Genomic DNA, 19,018 nt, shown 5'->3' with positions numbered 1-19,018 from the left:
GGGGTGGTCGGGAACGGATCGTCCAGGGCGATCGCTGCGCGATAGTCGGCGAGCTTGAGGGCGGGAGTGGGCACAAGAGTTCCCCGGTGGTGAGGGAGGGCCCGGTGCGGCCCCACCTCGGAGAGGGCGGGCCGCACCGGGCGGGGAGGGATCGTCAGAACAGGCCGTTGGTGTGCGGAAGTTCGGCCGGGACCGGGGCGATGACGTCCCAGTGCTCGACGATCTTCCCGTCGGCGACACGGAACAGGTCGTAGTAGGCGACCGGGACACCGAACTCGCCCTCGGACTGGGTCAGGACGAACTCGCCCTCGGCGATGACCTTGTGGACCTTCGTGTAGCGGAGGTTCTTGCCCTGCTCGGCCCACTGCGCGGCGGCGGCCCCGAACCCGTCCAGGCCGTCGGCGGCCTCCGGGTTGTGCTGGGCGTACGTCTCCGTGGAGATGTAGTCGGTGAGGACCGAGTAGTCGGCGCCGACCAGGACCTTCTGCGCGAACTCGGTGACCAGGGCGCGGTTGGCCTCGGTCCTGGCGGGCTCGGCCACCTCGGTGGGACCGTCGGTCTGCGAGCGGCCGGAGGCGGTGTCCTTCACCAGCGGGGTGAGGGCGTCCCAGTGCTCGGCGAGCCTGCCGTCGGCGTCGACGCGGAAGATGTCGAAGGCGACCAGCGGGTCCGGACCGAATCCGTGGTACGTGCCGTGCAGGGCGACCAGGTCGCCGTCGGCGATGACCCGGGCACCCTCGTAGCGGAAGTCGTCACCGAGGGAGGCGACCAGCGCGCGCAGGGCCTCGGGGCCGTCGGCGGCCAGGGCGCTGTGCTGCGTGTAGTCGGCAGCGACCCAGTGGTCGACCGCGGCCGGATCCTTCTTACCGAACAGCTCACCGGTGGCGGTCAGGACGGTGTTCTTGGCGTCGCTCATGACAGTTCTCCTTGCGGAACAGGGGGTGAGGTGAAAACGGGATCTCGTGCTGCGCCTGACCCACCTCACCGCACCCGCCGGCCCACCAACCCCCGAACCCGACTCCACCTACCTGCGCTTCCGCGACGCCGTCGAACAGGACTTCGCGCGCACGCGCCGCGTGGAGGACTACGCCCACGCCCTCGGCTACTCGCCCCGCACGCTTTCCCGTGCCACCCTCAACGCCGCGGGGCTCGGCGCCAAGGAGTTCATCGACCGCCGCGTGATCCTGGAGGCCAAACGCCTCCTGGCCCACAGCGACCACAGCGCCGCCCGCATCGCCGGCCATCTCGGCTTCCCCAACGCGACACACTTCAGCAAGTTCTTCCACCGGGGCACCGGGCAGACCCCCATCGCCTTCCGCGACACGGTCCGCGGCCAGCCTCACACCCCGTGAAGAGACCTCGCTCCGAACTGAGTTCAGGAAAGGATCTGCGCGTGGCCGACGGACCTCTTTGGATCGGAATCCTCACGGCGGCAACTGCACTGGTCGGCGATGTCAGAATCCGAGGCCTGGCCAGGCCAGGCTAGGCCAGGTCGGAAGCCGCTTCGGGACGTACCCCGCTCATCCCTCGGTCAGCGCAAGGCTGTGGGGGCCACTCGGATCGTACGGGGCTGCATCCGGATGCGTATGGGCCTGGGCTTGGCAGCCGTCTTCGCCGGTTCGACGGAGTGCGCCTTTGCAGGGCGCTCCCGGCCGAGCACGCTGGCCGCTCTGGTCGGGTGTGAGCATGCTGCGTCCACTACGGCTCGGCGTGGGCCGTGACTGGCGCTGAGGTGGGGCACCACCGGGGAGCGGGAGCGTCTACGCCGGCAGCAAGGCCGTCCAGCAGGCATGGGCCCGCATCTGGCTAAACGAACTCAAGGACCGCCGTATCCGCATCAACGTCCTGATCCCCGGCCAGGTCGCCACCGCCAAGCAGGAAGAGCTCTTCGACGAGACCACCAAGCGCCAGTTCGAGTCCCTCATCCCCGCGGTCAGATGGGCCGCCCCGGCGAGATCGCCACCGCCGCCCTCTTCCTCGCCTCCGACGACTCCAGCTACATCAACGGCATGGAACTCGTTGCCGACGGCGGCACCACCGCCGTCTGAACCGAACGACACACCACCGAGGCAGGACATCTCATGAGCAGCATCAGCATCATCGGCACCGGGAACATGGCCCGCACCCTCGGCGCGCGGGCGATAGCGGGCGGCAACACCGTCCAGGTCATGGGCCGCGACCGGTCCAAGGCTGCCGACCTGGCCACAACTCTCGGCGGCGGCGCCACGACGGGCGAATGGGGCACCGTCCCGGCCGGGGACATCGTCATCGTGGCCCTGCTGCACGACGGTGTCGTGCCGGCCGTCGTCCAGTACGGGGACGCTCTCGCGGGCAAGGTCATCGTCGACATCAGCAACCCCTTCAACGCCACGTTCGACGGGCTGGCCCACAGCGAGGAGACCTCGATCGCGCAGGAGGTCGCCAAGGTGGCCCCGGCCGGCGCCGGCGTGGTGAAGGCGTTCAACACCGTCTTCCGCCAGGTCCTGGATAAGGGTCGGCCCGATGTCTTCGTCGCCGGCGACGACGTGCAGGCCAAGGCGCAGGTGGAGGCGTTCGTCAAAAGCCTCGGGATGCGCCCGCTGGACGTCGGCGGCCTGACAATGGCGCACCGGCTGGAAGGAGCGGGCGTGGTCACGGTGGGCCTCGCCAACCACGGGATGGGGCACTTGGAGTTCACCCTCGGCATCACCGAACTTCCCGTCTGAGCGCAGCACTTGAAGACCTGCCTCGGCGACGCGTCCACCCCCGTCTGCCCAACCACGGTTCCTAGGAAGGCGACCCGCAGTACGTGGCCGGGCAGCGGGTGGCCCGGCATGCCGAATGGCGACGCGTGGCGGCCTTGATGGGCGAGCGGGACTCGTCGGTCCACGAGCTAGGAGCCGGAGCAGGACGTGCAGGGGGCAGCACGTGGGCGCGGGAATGCGGGAGCGCGGGGACCGCCGACGCCTTCACCCCGCACCCGACCGGGCGTCGCACCAGTCAGCCTGAGCCAGCCGCCTGGCGCCGACTCAAGACGACGTCGACAGCTGCGCCGTGATGAACCGCGCGAGCGAAGAAACTACGTTCGAGGCCGCCCCCCGAAGGCAGCTCCGGTTTCAAGGGAGTTTGTGGGCTAGGACGTCGAGTTGTTCGATGGAAGGCGGTCGAGCGAACAGTTCATCGGCTCGTTCCATCAGGGCACTGCCCAGGCGGCCGCCGAGGTGGTCCTGGCGTGCGTCGCCATCGGGGAAGGCGTCGAAGATGGCGAAGGTGGACGGGCTCACGCGTACCGCGAACCAAGCTACGGTGCCGGACTCGTCCTGCACGACGGCAAGGCCATCGCGGAGAAAAGCGGCGACCTCTTCCTCCTTGCCGGGCCGGGCCTCGATCTGTACGTGTAGGGCAACGTTGACGTTGGCCATGAGAAGACTCCTTTCAGGTGCCCGACCGCTTAGAAGCGGACGGGCACTGACGTGACCGATTGAGGCCGAACGGGTCTCCTGTACGGCCGCGCCGATACCTAGTTTTCATCCATTTTTTACCTTTTTGTGTATTTGTAATTCTGTACGTGCGGGTTGCTTCAGGTCCTCGTGCCGTGCTGAGGCAGCGTCCACTTCCGACTCACGCTCGGCATCTGCCGTGAGTGAGCCTCTTTCATCCTGAGGAGCTGCAGGTCAGCAGTGTGCGGACGGCTTGGACCGTTGAGGTCCGGGCGCCGGCTTATGGACGAGGCGTACGGGTCGAGCCTCAGACCCCCGCCGCCTCGCCAGCCGACTGCGCCGCACCGAACTCAGCTGCGGTGAGGACAGAGTCCAGTCGGGCCCGCGTGGCGGCAAGGTCCCGCATGTGCTCGTCGAGGCGGTCCCGCTCCGCGCGAAGCCGGGCGATCATCTCCGGGCCGGCGATACCGCTGTGCACGCACGGCAGGAACTCCACGATCGTCCGGCTGCTCAGACCGGCGGCGTAGAGGAGCTGGATCCACCGCACCCGCTCGACCGTGTCCGGGGCGTAGAGGCGCTGCCCGCCTGCGCTGCGGCTCGACACGATGAGTTGCTGCTGCTCGTAGTAGCGCAGCGCCCGCGTGCTCACTCCCGCGGCCGATGCCACCTCGCCGATACGCATCCCGTGACTCCCTCTGCTCCGCATGCCTCCGGGTCCCGGTCACTGCCGGGCCGTCCCGGGCCACATCGCCCGACTTGCCCTTGACGTTAACGTCAACTTTTACACTCCAGCAGCCGGCCACCAACACCGGTGGAACCGACCACTACGGAGTAGGACCTCATGAGCACTGACGACACCACACCCGACGGCCTCATCCCCGCCGCCGTCCTCGCCTCGGACACGCCGGTCGCGGTATACGGATACGCCCGGGCCAAGGCGGGCGAGGAGGACCGGATGCTGAGCGAGATCCAGGCGATCATCGGCCTCACCCGCAAGGAGGACGGATACGAGCAGTACGTGGTGCACACCACGCCGGACCAGCCGGGAGCCTTCGCCTTCTACGAGCGCTGGTCCTCCGGTGCCCACCTGTTGGCGCACGTTTCGCAGCCGTTCATGCAGACGTACTTCGCCGCCATCACGGACCTGGTCGAGGGGGAACTGGAGGCCCATTGGCTGCACCCTCTGTCCTGACCCACTGCATACGGCTGTACGGATGTTCCCCGAGGCCGTAGTTACGCTCCCTCTTCTCCAACACGCTGTCGCTCAGAAGCACGCTGTCGGGTGTCGTCGGGGCCTGCGATGCCGGACCCGTACCGGACCTGTTCGCCCAAGGCCTGGCTGAGCCAGGATCCGAGGCGGGGGATGTGTGCGGCGCGGGAGGCCGTGCGGTCGCCGCCCGCGCCCGGTGGTAGCCGCCCGGCCGCTTGAGCCGTCCGCGCAGCACGGCCCGAAAAGGCGGCTCCACGGTCGCGGGCCCCACACGCTCGGCCACTACGCGGCGAAGCCGCGTGGATGTCCCGGTAGTCGGTCCAGCGGGTCTGGTCGTCGGCGGACACCCACATGTAGGCGCCGGCGCTCCGGTTGGTGCCGGAGGTGACAAACAGGGGCTTGACGGTGCCGGTGGCCGCGGCGACGAGGGTCCGGCCGACGGTGGTGCCGTTCGTGTTGCCGGCGTGGGCGGTCCATCCCGTGCCTTCGTCGTCCCGGCCGCGAGGGGTGTCCCACTGCAGGTGAACCTTTCCGCGGCCCTACTGGCGTTTTAGTACTGGGCCTCGCACCTCAGGCTCACACCGCCGGAGCCTCGGTCTGTTCAGGCGTGGCATGCAGGGATGTCGAGACAAGTGGTCCGACGGGCTTGGTTTTCGTCGCCGCGACCAGGAGCCTCGCGAATTCGGCCGGTCGGCTCAGCCAGGGTGAGTGCCCTGCATCGATCTCCAGCGGGACCACTCCGAGGCGCTCCGCCTGCAGGCGCGCCATCGCGGGGAAGCAGGTCGTGTCCCGCAGGCCCATGATGAAACTACGCGAGAGGTCGTGCTGCTTCCAGAAGTTCGGGACCGACACGGGGACCGACAGAGGCGCCAACGGCTCCGGAACGAGTTTTGGGAAAACCCAGTCGATGAGATCTTCGGAGCAATCGTTGTGGAACGCCGCAACCGCGCCGGGGCGTTCGAAGTAGAACGCCTCGCCTCCTTCGGTCATCCGCATGTAGGTTTCCAGCTTCGCACCGTTTTCGGCGTGCAGATCTTCACCGGCTCCAGGGTCGGCCGACTCCCTCTCAAAAGCTAGCGGCATTCCCTCGACGGGGAGAATGCCCGCCACCAGGCAGAGATGCGAAACCAGATCCGGCTGCTCGTTCGCGGCAAGTATGGCGATCACACAGCCGGACGAATGTCCGACGAGCACGTCGCCGGGTTCCATGAGTTCGACGACAGCCTTCCGATAGGATTCGAGTGTGGCTGTTTCGTCGATTCTGTTTCCGTGACCGGGAAGATCCACCGCGACCATCTCGTGGCCCAGCTTCGCCATCTCGGGTTTCACGAAATCCCAGGCCCATGCTCCATGGCAGCCACCGTGGACAGCCAAAAACCGCATCAGACACCTTCCCATTAAATTGGGTTTAATTGGGTTGAATTGAGTCACCGACTGAGGGCGACTCCCAGGAGTGGCCATCGGGTTCCGCACGACGAGTGACAGCGCAAGGGAATGTCAATTCCCGCCTGCGGCGGCCTGATGGTGATGTGCAGGGTGTTCCCGGCGAGCGCACATGTCATCAGGCCGGCGCGGGCGGCACGGCGCCCTCTGCGATCGTCGTCCGCTTCTTTTCCTTGGACCGTGCGGAGCGGCCGATCCGGACCCCGTACGCGAGAGCATCGGTGATCTTCCGTCGCGCCGATCCCGGTGGCCCGGTTCCGCTCCGGGCGGAGCGGGGCGGGTTACACCTGCGCCATACCGCCGTCGATGCAGAGCTCCGAACCCGTCATGAAGCTGCTCTCGTCCGAGGCGAGGAACAGTGCACCATGGGCGATCTCCTCGGGGAGCCCGAGGCGGCCCATCGGGACAAGGTTGCTCATCCAGGTCCGGAGGGCCGCTGGATCCTGCCCGAAGTACTCGGCCTGTCCATCGATGATGAGCGTGTCGATCGGTCCCGGACTCAGCACGTTGACCCGAAGCCCCCGGTCGGCGAATTCCGCCGCCCACGTACGCGCGTAAGAGCGCACGGCGGCCTTCGACGCACTGTAAGTACCCGCCCCCGGGTCCCCCTTGAACGCCGTGATCGATCCCAGCAGGACGATCGAGGCGCCCGTTCGCAGAAGCGGCAGCGCCTTTTGGACCGTGAACAGCGTGCCGCGGGCATTGAGGTCGAAGGTGCGGTCGAAGTGGTCTTCGGTCACGTCCCCGAAGTTCATCCGCTCGACACTGCCCGCGTTCGCGACGATTACATCGAGGTGCCCGCTCTCCTGACGGATGGCCTCGACCAGATCGTCGAGATCGGCCGACGCGGTGGAATCCGCGACAACGGCGGTGACACGTCCCTCGATGGAAGCCTTCGCCGCGTCGAGCGCCTCCTTCCGTCGCCCCGTGATGTAGACGTGGGCACCTTCCGCGGCAAACCTTTGGGCGATCGCCAGCCCGAGCCCCGCACTTCCGCCCGTGACGAGGGCCACCTTGTTCTTGAGGCGCATAGTTTTCTCCTTCGGTCGAGGCAGTCGGCACCGGACGCAGGAATGCGTCGACTGCTGTTTCCGCAACTGGCACCACAGGGCTTGCCGACAGCCGAGAAAAACCGCTGCTCCGCGGTCTTCCGATATCGGCGGCTGCCTTAGGGCATTGGGTGCGTGCCACGATAGGACCGATCGGCCATAGAAGAAAATAGTCTCACTGCATGACCTGTATTGACATCCTCTATGCCTTAGGGCTGCGGGCCACCGGGTGGCTGGGTGGCTGGGTCACGAGGGCGCGCACGAGCAGCGGATCGCGGCCGCGGTCAGCCGAGCGCGGTTAGCCGGGCACGGTTAGCTGGGCGAGGTCTCGGAGCAGGCCCGATGGCGGGGCGAGCGAGCGCTCAAGCGGAAGCAGAAACGGAAGCAGAAGCGGACCGGGTGAGAAGGTCCATGCCCGACCAGTTCTGCTGGTTGAAATGGTCGAGCACGGCCGTCTCCGCCGGACTCGCATGGCGGCGCACACCGACGAGGACAGGTTCGGTCAAGGCAGGCAGGAGCGGACGGGCCAGCTCTTCGAAGCCCTCGGGGATGGCCGAGGCCGGGGCCACGGTGACACCGAGGCCCTGGGCCACGAGCCGCACCGCCGTGGAGATCTGGGACGCCCGGGCCACCGTGTGCGGGCTGAGGCCCGCATCGGCGAGCAGACGGGCGAGGTAGTCGTCGAGCAGGCTGGCGCGCCGGAACCGGATCCATCCCTCCGACGCCAAGTCCTCCAGGCGCAGGGCCGCGCCGTCCGCGAGAAGCGGGTGCCCTTCCGGCAGCACGGCGACGTAGGACTCCTCGCCGAGAGCGTGCACGTCGAACGCGCAGCCGGCGGGGACGCGGTGCACGAGAACCATGTCGAGGACGCCCTGGCGGGCGAGTCGTTCCATGTCCGCGGGGTCGGGCTCCTCGTGGAGCGTCACCTGCAGCTGCGGATGGCGAAAGCGAAGCTGCCCCAGCGCCTGGGGAAGCTGCCGCGCGCCCAGACCCATGTGGACGGCGATGATCACTTCGCCCGCCAGTTCCCCGTTGGCGGCACGGGCAGCCGTGACGGCCCGCCGGGACGCGGTCGTCGCGATCTGCGCCTCCGCGAGGAAGGCCCGCCCGGCCACCGTCACCGTGACCCCGGTCGGGGTGCGAGTGAACAGCTTCACCCCGAGGTGCTTCTCCAAGGCGCCGATCTGCTGCGACAGGGACGGCTGGGTGACGCGCAGGCGCTCCGCCGCCGCCGTCATGGAGCCCTCTTCGGCAACGGCGAGAGCGTATTCGTACTGCCGCAGGTTCATTCGTCCGGCCTCCGATGCCCATAGGGAACGCCGATGCCCTATGGGCCACCTTACTGCGGCTCTCTATGCAGGATCAGACCCACCACTGGGCACGGCAGCAGGGCAGGGTCTCTTGCAGGTGGGGGCCGATGGACGCGTGTGTGCCAGCCGCGGCCCGTGGGCCCGTGGTGCTGCTTGTACGCGCCCGCGGCCCGTGGCGCTACTCGTACGCGCCCGCGGCCCGTGGTGTTACTTGTACGCGCCCGCGGCGATGTCGTCGAGCAGCGTCGGGCCGGTGGGTGTCCAGCCGAGCAGGTCACGCGTGCGCGCGCTGCTCGCGGGCTGGTCGGCGCCGAAGAAGTGGCTGATCCAGCCGAAGTGCTCCGCGGCCTCCTCGGGCGGGACCGACACGGCGGGCAGGCCGAGGAAGTCACCGAGGGCGGCGGCGATGTCGCGCGAGGGAACGCCCTCCTCGGCGGCCGCGTGCACGCGGAATCCGGGGGGAGCCGCGTCGAGCGCGAGCCGGACCAGGCGCGCGGCGTCGGCGACGTGGACCGCCGCCCAGCGGGAGGAACCGTCGCCGATGTACCCGGCGGCGCCGCGGGTGCGGGCGATGTCGGCCAGCACGGAGACGAATCCGTGGTCGCCCGTGCCGTGCACGGTGGGGGCGAAGCGCAGCGCCACCGGCCGGACGCCTCGGTCGGCGTAGGACAGGGCGAGGTTCTCGCTGCCGCCGCGTACGGAGTCGGCGGTGCAGTGGGGCGAGGCGTCGTCCTCCGTGGCGGAACGGCCGGGGGTGAGGTGTGCGAGGCCGGAGGCAAGCAGGAACGGCCGGCCGCTTCCCTCCATGGCATCGAGCATCCTTTGAACGGCCGCGCGTTCGGCGCGCCCCGCGCCCGCGTAGTCGGAGAAGTCGTGCTTGAACGCGAGGTGGATGACGGCGTCGGCAGCCTCCGCGCCCGCGGCGAGGCTGTCGGGGTCGTCGAGACTGCCCCGGTGGGCGGTGACGTTCCGCTTCTCAAGCGCGGCCGCGGAGGCGTCGGAGCGGGCGAGCCCCAGTACGTCGTGGCCGTGGGCGACAAGCTCGTCGGTGACGGCGGAGCCGATCCAGCCGGAGGCACCGGTGACGAAGACACGCATGATGATGGCCCTTCCTGATGTCAGATGCTGACATCGAAGCTAACACGTCATGTCAGTGACTGTCATCGCGTATGCTGATCGGCATGGGTCGTTGGGAGCCGGACGCGCGCGGGCGCATGCAGCGTGCGGCGCTGGAGCTGTTCGCGGAACGCGGCTACGAGCAGACCTCCGCGGGGGACATAGCCGAGCGCGCGGGGGTGACGGAGCGCACGTTCTTCCGGCACTTCCCCGACAAGCGTGAAGTCCTGTTCGCGGGCACGCCGATGGACGAGGCCATGCACGACGGCGTCCTCGCCGCCCCCGAGCACGCCACGCCGCACGAGGCCGCGCTGGCGGGGATGTGCGCGGGCGCCGCCCTGCTGGAAGAACGCCGCGACTACGCCGCGCTGCGCGCCCGGGTCGTCGAGGCCACTCCCCCGCTGAGGGAACGCGAGCTGCTCAAGTCGGCGGCGATGACCGCGGCGACGTACCGGGCGCTGCGTACACGTGGCGTGAGCGAGCCGGTGGCCGACCTGGCCGCCCACAGCGCGGTCACCGTCTTCCGCGTCGGGTTCCTGCGCTGGGTGGACGCCCGCAACGACGCCGCCCAGCAGTCCTTCGCCGACATCATCACCGCCACCGCCGCGGAGCTGCGCGCCCTCATGTGAGGGTCAGGACCACTCGTGATCCCTGGTCCCCACACGGTCCCCGAGAACACGTCGAAGGGCCCGCCGAATACCTTCGGCGGGCCCTTCGACCTGCGACTTCGTAAAGTCGGGACGACAGGATTTGAACCTGCGACCCCTTGACCCCCAGTCAAGTGCGCTACCAAGCTGCGCCACGTCCCGATGCGTCCCGTGGTGTCCCCGCAGTGAACCGCGGGAGAAGACGCAGGTGAACCTTACCGCACCGGGAGCGGCGGGCCGGAACCGGCGAGAGGGTCAGCCGGCGAGGCCGGCCGACTTCAGCCACTCCTCGGCCACGTCGGAGGAGTCCTCCTTGTCGTTGACGAGCTTCTTCATCATCTCCAGCAGGTCCTCGGTGGTGAGCTTGGCGGAGATGGCGTTCAGCGCCGACCTGGCCTTGTCGTCCACCGCGGACTTGTAGACGAGGGGCGTGACGTTCTGCGAGGAGAAGAGGTTCTTCGGGTCCTCCAGGACGACCAGCTTGTCCTCGATGATGGCGGGGTCGGTCGTGTAGAGGTTGGCCGCCTGGACCTTGTCGTCCTTGAGCAGCTTCAGCAGGGTGCTCTGGGCGCCCGCGTCCAGCGGCTGGAACTTGCCGAACTCGACCCCGTACACGGACTTCAGGCCCACCCCGCCCTGGGTGCGGGTCTTGAACTCCGAGCCGGCGCCGATGGTCAGGTCCTTGGCGACGGGCTTGAGGTCGGCGAGGGTCTTGAGCTTGTACTTGTCGGCGGTCTCGGAGGTGACCGTGACCGAGTCCTTGTCCTCGGCCGCCGCGGAGTCGAGGATCTCGACCGACTTCGGGAGCTTCTCCTTCAGTTCGGCGTTGATCTCCTCCGTGCCGGTGGCGGTGCTCTTCTTGTCGACCGCGGTGGACAGCAGGGCGCCGTTGTACTCGGGGAAGACGCTGATGCCTCCCTTGACGACCTGGTCGTAGTAGACCTCGCGGGCGCCGATGTCGAACTTGCGGGTCACCTTGACGCCCTTGTCCTCCAGGGCCTGGGCGTAGATCTCGGCGAGCAGCTGGTTCTCGGGGAAGTTGGCCGAGCCGACGACGACGGTCTTGCCGCCGCCACCGCTGTCGCCGCTGCTGTCCGACAGCGGGTTGTCGTCACCGCCGTCGTCGCCGCCGCAGGCGGAGACGGTCAGGGCGAGCGCGGCGACGATGCCGAAGGCGGCGGTACGGTACGTGGCTTTCATGGTGTTTCCCTTCTCAGGTGCATCAGGCACATCAGGTGCATCAGGCACATCAAGTACGGAAGTTGTCGGTGGTCCGGACGCGCGGGTACGGGCCCGCTCAGGGCTTGGTCACCGCCGGCCGCAGACCGGGCGAGACGACGGCGCGCCGGAGCGCGGTGAAGGCGGCCTGGACGACGAGCGCCAGCGCCACGACGACGGCGGAGCCGCCGATGACCAGTTCGTAGTCGTTGCGGGAGAGCCCGTCCACGATGTACCGGCCGAGGCCGCCGAGACCGGGGTACGCGGCGACGGTGGCCGTGGCCACCACCTGGATGGCGGCGACGCGCAGGCCGAGCAGGATCAGCGGGAGCGCCATCGGCACCTCGACCTTCAGCAGGACCTCCCAGCCGGTCATGCCCATCCCCTTCGCGGCGTCCCGGGCGTCGGGGTCGACGCCGCGGACCCCCTCGAAGGTGTTGATGAGGATCGGCGGGACCGCGAGCGCCACCAGGGCGACGAGCACGGGGGCGGTGCTGAGCCCGGCGAGGGTCACCACCAGGACGACCAGGCCGAAGGTGGGGATCGCGCGGGCGAGGTTCGCGACGGTGGCCACCGCGAAGGCGCCGCGGCCGGTGTGCCCGACCAGCAGGCCGAAGGCCAGCCCGATCACCGTCGCGCACAGCAGCGACAGGCCGCTGTAGGTGAGGTGCTCGGCGAGGCGGTGCGGGATGCCGTCGTCGCCGTGCCACTGCTCGGACGAGGTCAGCCAGTCGCCGACGAGCTGGATCTGGTTCACGAGGTCGTTCACGCCTTCGCCCCCTTGCCGCGCGCCCAGGGCGTGAGCAGCCGCTGTGCCAGGACGAGCAGGGCGTCGGTGGCGAGGGCCAGCAGCATGATCAGTACGGTCGCGGTGATGATCGGGGTGGGGAAGTCGAGCTGGAGGCCCCGGGTGATGTAGTAGCCGAGGCCGCCCTGTCCGATCAGCTGTCCCACCGCGACGAGGCTGATGGAGGAGACCGCGGCGACCCGTACGCCGGCGACGACGACGGGCACGGCGATCGGCAGTTCGACCTGGACGACCCGGCGGACCGTGCTGAAGCCCATAGCGGTGGCCGCCTGCCGTACCGGGTCGGGCACCGAGGCGAGTCCGTCCACGACGTTCGGGATGAGGACGGACAGCGTGTAGAGGGTCAGCGGGATCATGACCGTGCGTTCGGTCAGGCCCGTGTAGCGGACGAAGATCATGAACAGGGCCAGCGACGGGATGGAGTACAGCACGTTGGCCGCGGTCAGGGTCGGCGGGTAGACCCACCGGTAGCGGTGGCAGAGCATGCCCAGCGGTACGGAGATGATCAGCCCGAACAGCACGGGCAGGAGGCCGAGGCGCAGGTGGACGCCGGTGTAGTGGGCCAGCTCGTCGACGTGGTCGCCGATCCACGCCCACCGTACGAGTGGTTCGCCGTCCCTCATCGCCCGTCACCGCCCGCGCCGCCGTCCTTCTCCGGACCGCTCTCGCCGGCGTCACCCTTGGTGAGCCCCGCTGGCGTCGTGCTCGCGGCGGACGCGCCCGGCTCGGGCGCCGTCGCGGCGTCGGCGGGCACGTCGGTGAGCGTCGTGGCCCGTGCCATCGCCGCCGACAGCTCGTACGCGTCCGCGACCCCCGCGACCGCGCCCTGCGCGTCCACTCCCACCGCGAGGCGGGACGGGGACAGCAGGGCCGCGTCGAGGGCGGCCCGCGCCGAGTCGCCGGTCAGGCTGAACGTGTGGCCCAGCGGGACGAGCGTCGCGTCCGTCAGCGTGCCGCCGGACGGCAGGTCGTCGGTGGCGGCCCAGCCGAGCGGCCGGCGGGCGGCGTCGACGGCGAGCACCCAGGGCTCGCCGAGCGCCCGGGCCTCGGCCACCGGGGCGGTGACCGGCAGGACCGGTCCCTCGCGCAGCGGCAGACCGGACGCCTGGACGAAGGAGAGCCGCCGGATGCCCCGGTCCTGTCCGACGAAGTCGGCCACGAAGTCGTCGGCGGGGTGTTCGAGCAGCTTCTCCGGGGTGTCGAACTGGGCGAGCTTGCCGCCGGTCCGGAACACCGCGATGTGGTCGCCGAGCTTGATCGCCTCGTCGATGTCGTGGGTGACGAAGACGATGGTCTTGTGCAGCTCCTTCTGCAGGCGCAGGAACTCGGCCTGCAGCTCCCCCCGCACGATGGGGTCGACCGCGCTGAACGGCTCGTCCATCAGCAGGACGGGCGGGTCCGCGCCCAGCGCCCTGGCCACCCCGACCCGCTGCTGCTGCCCGCCGGAGAGCTGGTACGGGTAGCGCTTGGCCATCGTGGCCGGCAGCCCCACCAGTTCCAGCAGCTCGGCAGCGCGCGAGCGGGCCTTCTTCTTGCCCCAGCCGAGCAGCAGCGGCACGGTCGCGACGTTGTCCAGGACGGTCCGGTGCGGGAAGAGCCCGGCGTGCTGGATCACGTAGCCGATCCCCCTGCGCAGCTCGGGGGCGGCCACCTCCCGGATGTCCCGGCCGCCCAGGCTGACCGTGCCGGCCGACGGCTCCACCATGCGGTTGACCATCCGCAGGGTGGTGGTCTTGCCGCAGCCGGAGGGGCCGACCAGGACCGTGAGGCCGCCCTCGGCCAGCTCAAGGGAGAGGCCGTCCACGGCTGTGGTGCCGTTGGGATAGTTTTTGCTCACCGCGTCGAATCTGATCAAAGTTGCCCCTTACCCGACTGCATATCGTCATGCAGAGTTGTTCGTGACTGAATTACAGTCAATCCCCTTTTGTAAACGGGGCATTACGTTCGTCCGAAGAAAGCGAGAGGACGCCCGGTATGTCCACCCTTGACCCTGTTCTGTTCACCTTCCTGAACGGTTCGGACATCGAGCAGCTGGAACTGACCGACACCGAGATCCTGGACGCCGTCGAACAGGGACTACTCGCCCAGGGTCACGGCGAGACGGTCATCGAACCACGGGTCCATCTCACACCCGACCCCGCCTTCAACGGCCACTTCAACGTCCTGCGCGGCTATGTGGCCCCGCTCGGCATGGCCGGCGTCAAGATCGTGGGCGACTACGTCGACAATTACAAATCAGGTCTGCCCTCCGAGATGGCCCTGCTGAACCTCTTCGACCCGCGCACGGGCATGCCGCTGGCCGTGCTGGACGCGACCGCGATCACCGAGATGCGCACGGGCGCGCTGACCGCGCTGGGGGCCCGGCACCTGGCCCGCCCGGACTCCAGGGTGCTCGGTCACATCGGCGCCCGCGCCACCTCGTACTGGAACGTACGCCTGCTCGACCACCTCTTCGACCTCGACGAGATCCGCGTCCACTCGCGCCGCCCGGAGAGCCGCAAGGCGTTCGCGGAGCGGCTGGAGCACGACCTCGGCAAGCCCGTGACCGTCACCGACGACTGGCGGTCGTGCGTCGAGGGCGCGGACATCGTCGTGGAGGCGTCCCGCCTGGAGCGGCCCGAGCCCCTGCTGAGGACGGAGTGGATCGCACCGGGCGCGCTCGTCGTCCCGTACGGAACGATGAGCGCGGTGGACCTGGACCTCACCGACGTCATGGACAAGGTCGTCGTCGACGACTGGGGCCAGTGCCGGTCCGGGCCGTTCGGGGCGTTGCGCGCGCACGTCGAATCGGGCCGGCTCAGCGAGGCGACCCTGCACGGCGAACTGTGCGAGATCGTCGCCGGTGACAAGCCGGGCCGGGAACGGGCGGACGAGACGATCCTCTTCTGGCACCGGGGCCTGTCCCTGTCCGACATCGCCCTCGGCGCGGCCGTGCTGGCCAAGGCCGGGGAGCGCGGGATCGGGCAGAGGCTGCGGTTCTCATGACGGCCCCCTACCCCGCCGGCGCCGGACCACTGGTCACCGATACCGAACCGGTACCGGAGGGTCCCGCTGAACCGGTGGTCCTCGACGGACGCTCGCTGACCGGCGCGGACGTGGCCGCCGTCGCCCTGCGCGGTGCCCGGGTGGTCCTCGCCGACGAGGTGCTGCCGCGGCTGGCGCGCGAGCGCGCGGTGGTCGACGACGTGGTGGACCGCCGGGTGCCGACGTACGGACTCACGACGGGGCTCGGCAGCCGCTCCTCGTACGCGCTGCCCCGCGAGGAGCTCGCGCGCTTCAGCGTGCGGACGGTACGCGGCCGGGCCAACGCGGTCGGCGACCCGCTGCCCGTCCCGGTCGTACGCGCCGCCCTGGTCGCCCGTGTCAACGGCCTGGCGGGAGGCGGCAGCGGGATCAGCGCGGAGATCGTGCCGCTGCTCGTCGGCATGCTCAACGCACGGGTCCACCCCCTGATCCCCGGGACCGGGTCGATCGGCGCCTCGGACCTGTGCCAGATGGCCCACGCCGGTCTCGTCGTCATCGGCGAGGGCCGCGCCGAGCACCGCGGCGAGGTCCTCGACGGCGGGACGGCCCTGCGGCGGGCCGGACTGGCCCCCGCGGAGCTGGGCCCCAAGGACGGGCACGTGCTGTGCAGCGCGAGCCCGCTGGCCGCCGGGCACGGCGGTCTCGTACTGCACGGGGCGGCGGCCCTCCTCACCCTGGCCCAGGCGGTGACCGCGCTCACCTTCGAGGGCTTCCGGGCGAACACCAGCCCGCTGGACGCCCGGGTGCTGGGACTGCGTCCGGCTCCCGGCCAGTCCCGGGCGGCGGCGGAGCTGCTCGCGTTCCTGGACGGCGGCGAGCTGACCGATCCGCGGCGGGCCCGCCGGGTCCAGGACCCGGTCAGCCTGCGGTGCGCGGCCCAGGTGCACGGCGCGCTGCACGCCGCGCTCGACTTCGCCGGGGCGGCGCTGGACCCCGAGCTCAACGGCAGCGGCGACAACCCGGTGGTCCTGGCCGCCGCCGAAGACACCGGCGGTACCGGTGGCGAATCCGGCGTCGACCCCAGCGGCGTATCCGGCGGCGAACCGGGGGGCGTTCCCGGCGAGATCCTCTCCTCCGGCAACTTCCACACCCCGGCCCTCGCGCTCTCCTTCGACACGCTCGCGCTGGCCCTGACGCAGACGGCGGCCCTGTCCGCGGAACGCATGCGGCGGCTGCTCGCCCCCGCGCTGAGCGGGCTGTCCGCCAATCTGTCCCCGTACGGCCCGGAGCGTTCGGGGTTCGCGCCCCTGGCCAAGACGGCGCAGGCGCTGGTCGCCGAGATCCGCCTGCTGTCGACGCCGGTGAGCACCGACCCCCGGCACGGCGCGGACGGTGTGGAGGACGACTCGACCAACGCCTCGCTGGGGGCCCGGCGGCTGTCGACGATGCTCGTGCGGCTGCGGCAGCTGCTCGCCGTGGAGGCCGTGACCGCCGCGCAGGCGGTCGACCTGGCGGCGCCCGCCGTCCTCGGGCGCGGGCCGGCCCTCCTGCACCGGGCGGTCCGCGCGCTCGTCCCGCCCCTGGACGACGACCGGTCCTGCGGCGCGGACGTGGACCGGGTGAGCGAGGATGTCCTGGGGTCCGACGAGGTGCTCGATGCCCTGCGCGCCCTGCTGGAGGGAGCTCCGTGACCAACGTCGACGTGCACCAGCACCTGTGGACGGACTCGTTCGTCGAGGCGCTGCGGGCGCGCTCCGAGCCGCCGTTCCTGGACGGCTGGACCCTGCACACCGCCGGTGAACCGCCCTACGAGGTGGTCCGCGCCGACCACGACACCGCGCGCCGGGCCGAGCTGGCCGCGGCCGACGGACTCGGCCGGGTGCTCCTGTCGCTGTCGTCCCCGCTCGGCGTGGAGTGGCTGCCGGCTGCGGACGCGCGGCCTCTGCTCGACGCGTACCACCGGGACGCGGCCTCGCTGCCCCGGCCGTTCGGCGCCTGGGCCGCCGCCTGCGTGCGGGACGTGGACGCCGAGGCGACGGCCGGGTACCTCGACCTCGGTCTCGCCGGTCTGCAGCTCCCGGCGAACGCCCTGGCGGACGCGGCCGGCTACGCGCGCTGCGCCCCGCTGCTCGACCTGCTGGAGGAGCGGGACCTCCCGCTCTTCGTGCATCCGGGGCCCGCGGCCGACCCGGCCGGGCAGCCCGGCTGGTGGCCCGCGATGGTTCCGTACGTGCAGCAGATGCACGCCGCCTGGTTCGCGTTCCGGGCGTTCGGCCGGCCGCGCCATCCGCGGCTGCGGGKGTGCTTCGCGCTGCTGGCCGGTCTCGCGCCCCTGCACGGGGAGCGGTTCGCGGCCCGCGCCGGCGAGGAGGGCCGCGGCGGGGCCGACCCGGACGTCTTCGTCGAGACCTCCTCGTACGGCCCCCGCGCGGTCGAGGCGGTCGTCCGCGTCCTGGGCACCGCCGCGGTGGTCCAGGGCTCGGACCGCCCCTACGCCGAACCCCCGCAGACCCCGGGCTTCGGCCTGGGCGGCGCGGCGGCGTACGCGTTCCGCATAACGAACCCCCGCCGCCTGCTGACAGGCAGGGCTTGACGACCGCGCCCTTCAGGGGCGCGGGGAACTGCGCGCCAAGCCACAACGCACCCGCAGACGAAAATCCAACCCAGCGGAGCGCTACCGCGGGGGCGTAGGCGTGTCATGCGTCCGGTACATCGCCTGTACGTCCAGTTCCAGCCGGACCGTCGGGCCGACCACCGCGATCCCGCGGGCCAGCATGGACCGCCAGTTCAGCGTGTAGTCCTCGCGGTGCAGCTCCGCCTGGACCAGGGCGGCGCAGCGCAGCTCCTCGCCGTAGCCGCCGTTCACCGTGCCGAGGTAGGTGGTGTCCAGGGCCACCGAGCGGCTCACCCCGTGCATCGTCAGCGAGCCCTGCAGCGTCCACCGGCTGCCGCCGCGGTAGACGAACCGGGTGCTCTGGAAGTCGATGTACGGGAACCGCGCGACGTCCAGGAAGTCGGCGGAGCGCAGGTGGTCGTCGCGGGTCCGGTTGCCGGTGGTGATGCTCGACGCGTCGATGCGGACGTGCACGGAGGAGTCGGCCATGTCCTCGCCGATCCGGATGCCGCCCTCGAACCGCTCGAAGCGGCCGTGCACGTGCGCCATGCCGACGTGCTGGGCGATGAACCGGATCGCCGTGTGGGGCGGGTCGAAGAGCCAGGTGCCCGGCGACGGCAGTGCGAGCCCGCGGGCCGGCTGGAGCTGGATCGGCTCCCCCGGCGCGGCGGGCCCGGCCGCCACGTCGACCGTCTCGCGGTGCGGGTGCAGCCCCTCGGCGGCGACCATCAGGCTGTACCGGCCGGGCGGCAGCGCCGCGAGGAAGAAGCCGTACGGGTCGGTGGTGCCGCGGGCCACGACGCGGTGCGTGTCCAGGGCGGTGACCGTGACGTCGGCCGCGCCCATCGGCTGGCCCACGGGGTCGACGACCTCGCGGCCGAGGGCGCCCGCGCCCGGCGGGAGGGGGAGCGGGAAGCCCGTCGCACCGGAGCCCGGGCCCCGTTCGGACCGCCGCCGCCGGAGCAGTGCGAGGGCCATGGTGTCCACCTTTCGTCACCTGCGTACGAGCCCCGGCGAAACGGCACGGAGCTCATGCCGAGCCTGCCCCGGAACAAGCGGAAGCGGGTGTCTCACTTTGAGACACCCGCTTCCGGGGCGGCGACGGTCCGTGTGGACCGCCCCGCACCCTCCCCTCGTCGCCCGTCCAACGGCACCGGGTACGGTGGTGCGCGCCGTGACCAGCATGAACCCCTCCCCCACAGTCCCTGTCGAGCAGGCTC

General features: G+C 70.4%; 18 protein-coding genes, 1 tRNA gene and 2 pseudogenes. 8 read left to right on the top strand and 13 right to left on the bottom strand.

Going from position 1 to position 19,018, the window contains the following annotated elements; all coding sequences use genetic code 11:
• Nucleotides 1–154: 154 nt before the first annotated feature.
• Nucleotides 155–916 carry a nuclear transport factor 2 family protein gene (locus FGF04_RS06355; RefSeq protein ID WP_149510250.1) on the bottom strand — a complete coding sequence of 254 codons (762 nt, stop codon included), beginning with the start codon at nucleotides 914–916 and terminating at the stop codon, nucleotides 155–157.
• Between the two features lie 43 nt (nucleotides 917–959).
• Between FGF04_RS06355 and FGF04_RS06350 the strand changes: the two are divergent.
• The 3 genes and pseudogenes from FGF04_RS06350 to FGF04_RS06340 all read left to right on the top strand — a co-directional run.
• Nucleotides 960–1,352: pseudogene (locus FGF04_RS06350) on the top strand (helix-turn-helix transcriptional regulator); the annotation flags it as partial.
• Between the two features lie 382 nt (nucleotides 1,353–1,734).
• Nucleotides 1,735–2,048: pseudogene (locus FGF04_RS41820) on the top strand (SDR family oxidoreductase); the annotation flags it as partial.
• Nucleotides 2,049–2,081: 33 nt separating this feature from the next.
• Nucleotides 2,082–2,705 carry an NADPH-dependent F420 reductase gene (locus tag FGF04_RS06340; protein ID WP_149510249.1) on the top strand — a complete coding sequence of 208 codons (624 nt, stop codon included), beginning with the start codon at nucleotides 2,082–2,084 and terminating at the stop codon, nucleotides 2,703–2,705.
• Nucleotides 2,706–3,095: 390 nt separating this feature from the next.
• Here the strand turns inward: FGF04_RS06340 and FGF04_RS06335 are convergent, their stop codons facing one another.
• Nucleotides 3,096–3,401: a putative quinol monooxygenase gene (locus tag FGF04_RS06335; RefSeq protein ID WP_149510248.1), complete on the bottom strand. Its 306-nt coding sequence runs from the start codon at nucleotides 3,399–3,401 to the stop codon at nucleotides 3,096–3,098.
• Between the two features lie 325 nt (nucleotides 3,402–3,726).
• Nucleotides 3,727–4,101, bottom strand: a complete 375-nt coding sequence (locus FGF04_RS06330; RefSeq protein WP_149510247.1) for a MerR family transcriptional regulator — start codon at nucleotides 4,099–4,101, stop codon at nucleotides 3,727–3,729.
• Nucleotides 4,102–4,260: 159 nt separating this feature from the next.
• On the opposite strand from FGF04_RS06330, the gene FGF04_RS06325 reads away from it, so the two are divergent.
• Nucleotides 4,261–4,611 (top strand): putative quinol monooxygenase, encoded by a 351-nt coding sequence (locus FGF04_RS06325; RefSeq protein ID WP_149510246.1) that lies wholly within the window; start codon nucleotides 4,261–4,263, stop codon nucleotides 4,609–4,611.
• Nucleotides 4,612–5,205: 594 nt separating this feature from the next.
• Here the strand turns inward: FGF04_RS06325 and FGF04_RS06320 are convergent.
• The 4 genes from FGF04_RS06320 to FGF04_RS06305 form a co-directional block, all read right to left on the bottom strand.
• Entirely contained in the window at nucleotides 5,206–6,012 is an 807-nt protein-coding gene (locus tag FGF04_RS06320) for an alpha/beta fold hydrolase (RefSeq protein ID WP_188113982.1), read from the bottom strand.
• A 341-nt stretch (nucleotides 6,013–6,353) separates the two neighbouring features.
• Nucleotides 6,354–7,103: an SDR family NAD(P)-dependent oxidoreductase gene (locus FGF04_RS06315; RefSeq protein WP_149510244.1), complete on the bottom strand. Its 750-nt coding sequence runs from the start codon at nucleotides 7,101–7,103 to the stop codon at nucleotides 6,354–6,356.
• A gap of 380 nt (nucleotides 7,104–7,483) precedes the next feature.
• Nucleotides 7,484–8,410, bottom strand: a complete 927-nt coding sequence (locus FGF04_RS06310) for a LysR family transcriptional regulator (RefSeq protein ID WP_149510243.1) — start codon at nucleotides 8,408–8,410, stop codon at nucleotides 7,484–7,486.
• Nucleotides 8,411–8,638: 228 nt separating this feature from the next.
• Nucleotides 8,639–9,529, bottom strand: a complete 891-nt coding sequence (locus FGF04_RS06305; RefSeq protein ID WP_149510242.1) for an SDR family oxidoreductase — start codon at nucleotides 9,527–9,529, stop codon at nucleotides 8,639–8,641.
• Nucleotides 9,530–9,612: 83 nt separating this feature from the next.
• On the opposite strand from FGF04_RS06305, the gene FGF04_RS06300 reads away from it, so the two are divergent.
• A complete protein-coding gene (locus FGF04_RS06300; protein WP_149510241.1) occupies nucleotides 9,613–10,176 on the top strand; it encodes a TetR/AcrR family transcriptional regulator in 564 nt (187 codons plus the stop codon).
• Nucleotides 10,177–10,282: 106 nt separating this feature from the next.
• Here FGF04_RS06300 and FGF04_RS06295 read toward each other — a convergent pair.
• From FGF04_RS06295 to FGF04_RS06275, 5 genes are all read right to left on the bottom strand, one after another.
• Nucleotides 10,283–10,356: transfer RNA gene (locus FGF04_RS06295), tRNA-Pro, on the bottom strand.
• A 93-nt stretch (nucleotides 10,357–10,449) separates the two neighbouring features.
• The gene (locus FGF04_RS06290) at nucleotides 10,450–11,394 is read right to left on the bottom strand and encodes an ABC transporter substrate-binding protein (protein ID WP_149510240.1); all 945 of its coding nucleotides are present in this window, start codon (nucleotides 11,392–11,394) and stop codon (nucleotides 10,450–10,452) included.
• A 97-nt stretch (nucleotides 11,395–11,491) separates the two neighbouring features.
• Nucleotides 11,492–12,181: an ABC transporter permease gene (locus FGF04_RS06285; RefSeq protein ID WP_149510239.1), complete on the bottom strand. Its 690-nt coding sequence runs from the start codon at nucleotides 12,179–12,181 to the stop codon at nucleotides 11,492–11,494.
• The gene (locus FGF04_RS06280) at nucleotides 12,178–12,843 is read right to left on the bottom strand and encodes an ABC transporter permease (protein ID WP_149510238.1); all 666 of its coding nucleotides are present in this window, start codon (nucleotides 12,841–12,843) and stop codon (nucleotides 12,178–12,180) included. Before FGF04_RS06280 ends, FGF04_RS06285 begins: the two co-directional genes overlap by 4 nt.
• On the bottom strand, nucleotides 12,840–14,075 hold the full coding sequence (locus tag FGF04_RS06275) for an ABC transporter ATP-binding protein (RefSeq protein WP_149510237.1): 1,236 nt from the start codon (nucleotides 14,073–14,075) through the stop codon (nucleotides 12,840–12,842). Before FGF04_RS06275 ends, FGF04_RS06280 begins: the two co-directional genes overlap by 4 nt.
• Nucleotides 14,076–14,194: 119 nt before the next feature.
• Between FGF04_RS06275 and FGF04_RS06270 the strand changes: the two genes are divergently transcribed.
• Genes FGF04_RS06270 through FGF04_RS06260 form a run of 3 tightly spaced genes read left to right on the top strand, consistent with a single transcriptional unit; the run spans nucleotide 14,195 to nucleotide 17,777 of the window.
• On the top strand, nucleotides 14,195–15,205 hold the full coding sequence (locus FGF04_RS06270) for an ornithine cyclodeaminase family protein (protein ID WP_149510236.1): 1,011 nt from the start codon (nucleotides 14,195–14,197) through the stop codon (nucleotides 15,203–15,205).
• Entirely contained in the window at nucleotides 15,202–16,875 is a 1,674-nt protein-coding gene (locus FGF04_RS06265) for an HAL/PAL/TAL family ammonia-lyase (protein WP_149510235.1), read from the top strand. The genes FGF04_RS06270 and FGF04_RS06265 overlap by 4 nt, the downstream gene beginning before the upstream one ends.
• Nucleotides 16,872–17,777: an amidohydrolase family protein gene (locus FGF04_RS06260; RefSeq protein ID WP_149510234.1), complete on the top strand. Its 906-nt coding sequence runs from the start codon at nucleotides 16,872–16,874 to the stop codon at nucleotides 17,775–17,777. The genes FGF04_RS06265 and FGF04_RS06260 overlap by 4 nt, the downstream gene beginning before the upstream one ends.
• A gap of 81 nt (nucleotides 17,778–17,858) precedes the next feature.
• On the opposite strand, the gene FGF04_RS06255 is transcribed toward FGF04_RS06260, so the two are convergent.
• Nucleotides 17,859–18,776, bottom strand: a complete 918-nt coding sequence (locus FGF04_RS06255; protein WP_149510233.1) for a YceI family protein — start codon at nucleotides 18,774–18,776, stop codon at nucleotides 17,859–17,861.
• Between the last annotated feature and the right edge of the window lie 242 nt (nucleotides 18,777–19,018).

Source organism: Streptomyces apricus (assembly GCF_008369065.1).
Classification (GTDB): Bacteria; Actinomycetota; Actinomycetes; order Streptomycetales; family Streptomycetaceae; genus Streptomyces; species Streptomyces apricus.
The sequence above is the reverse complement of the archived record's forward strand: the minus strand, read 5'-3'. Positions and strand labels throughout refer to the sequence as shown.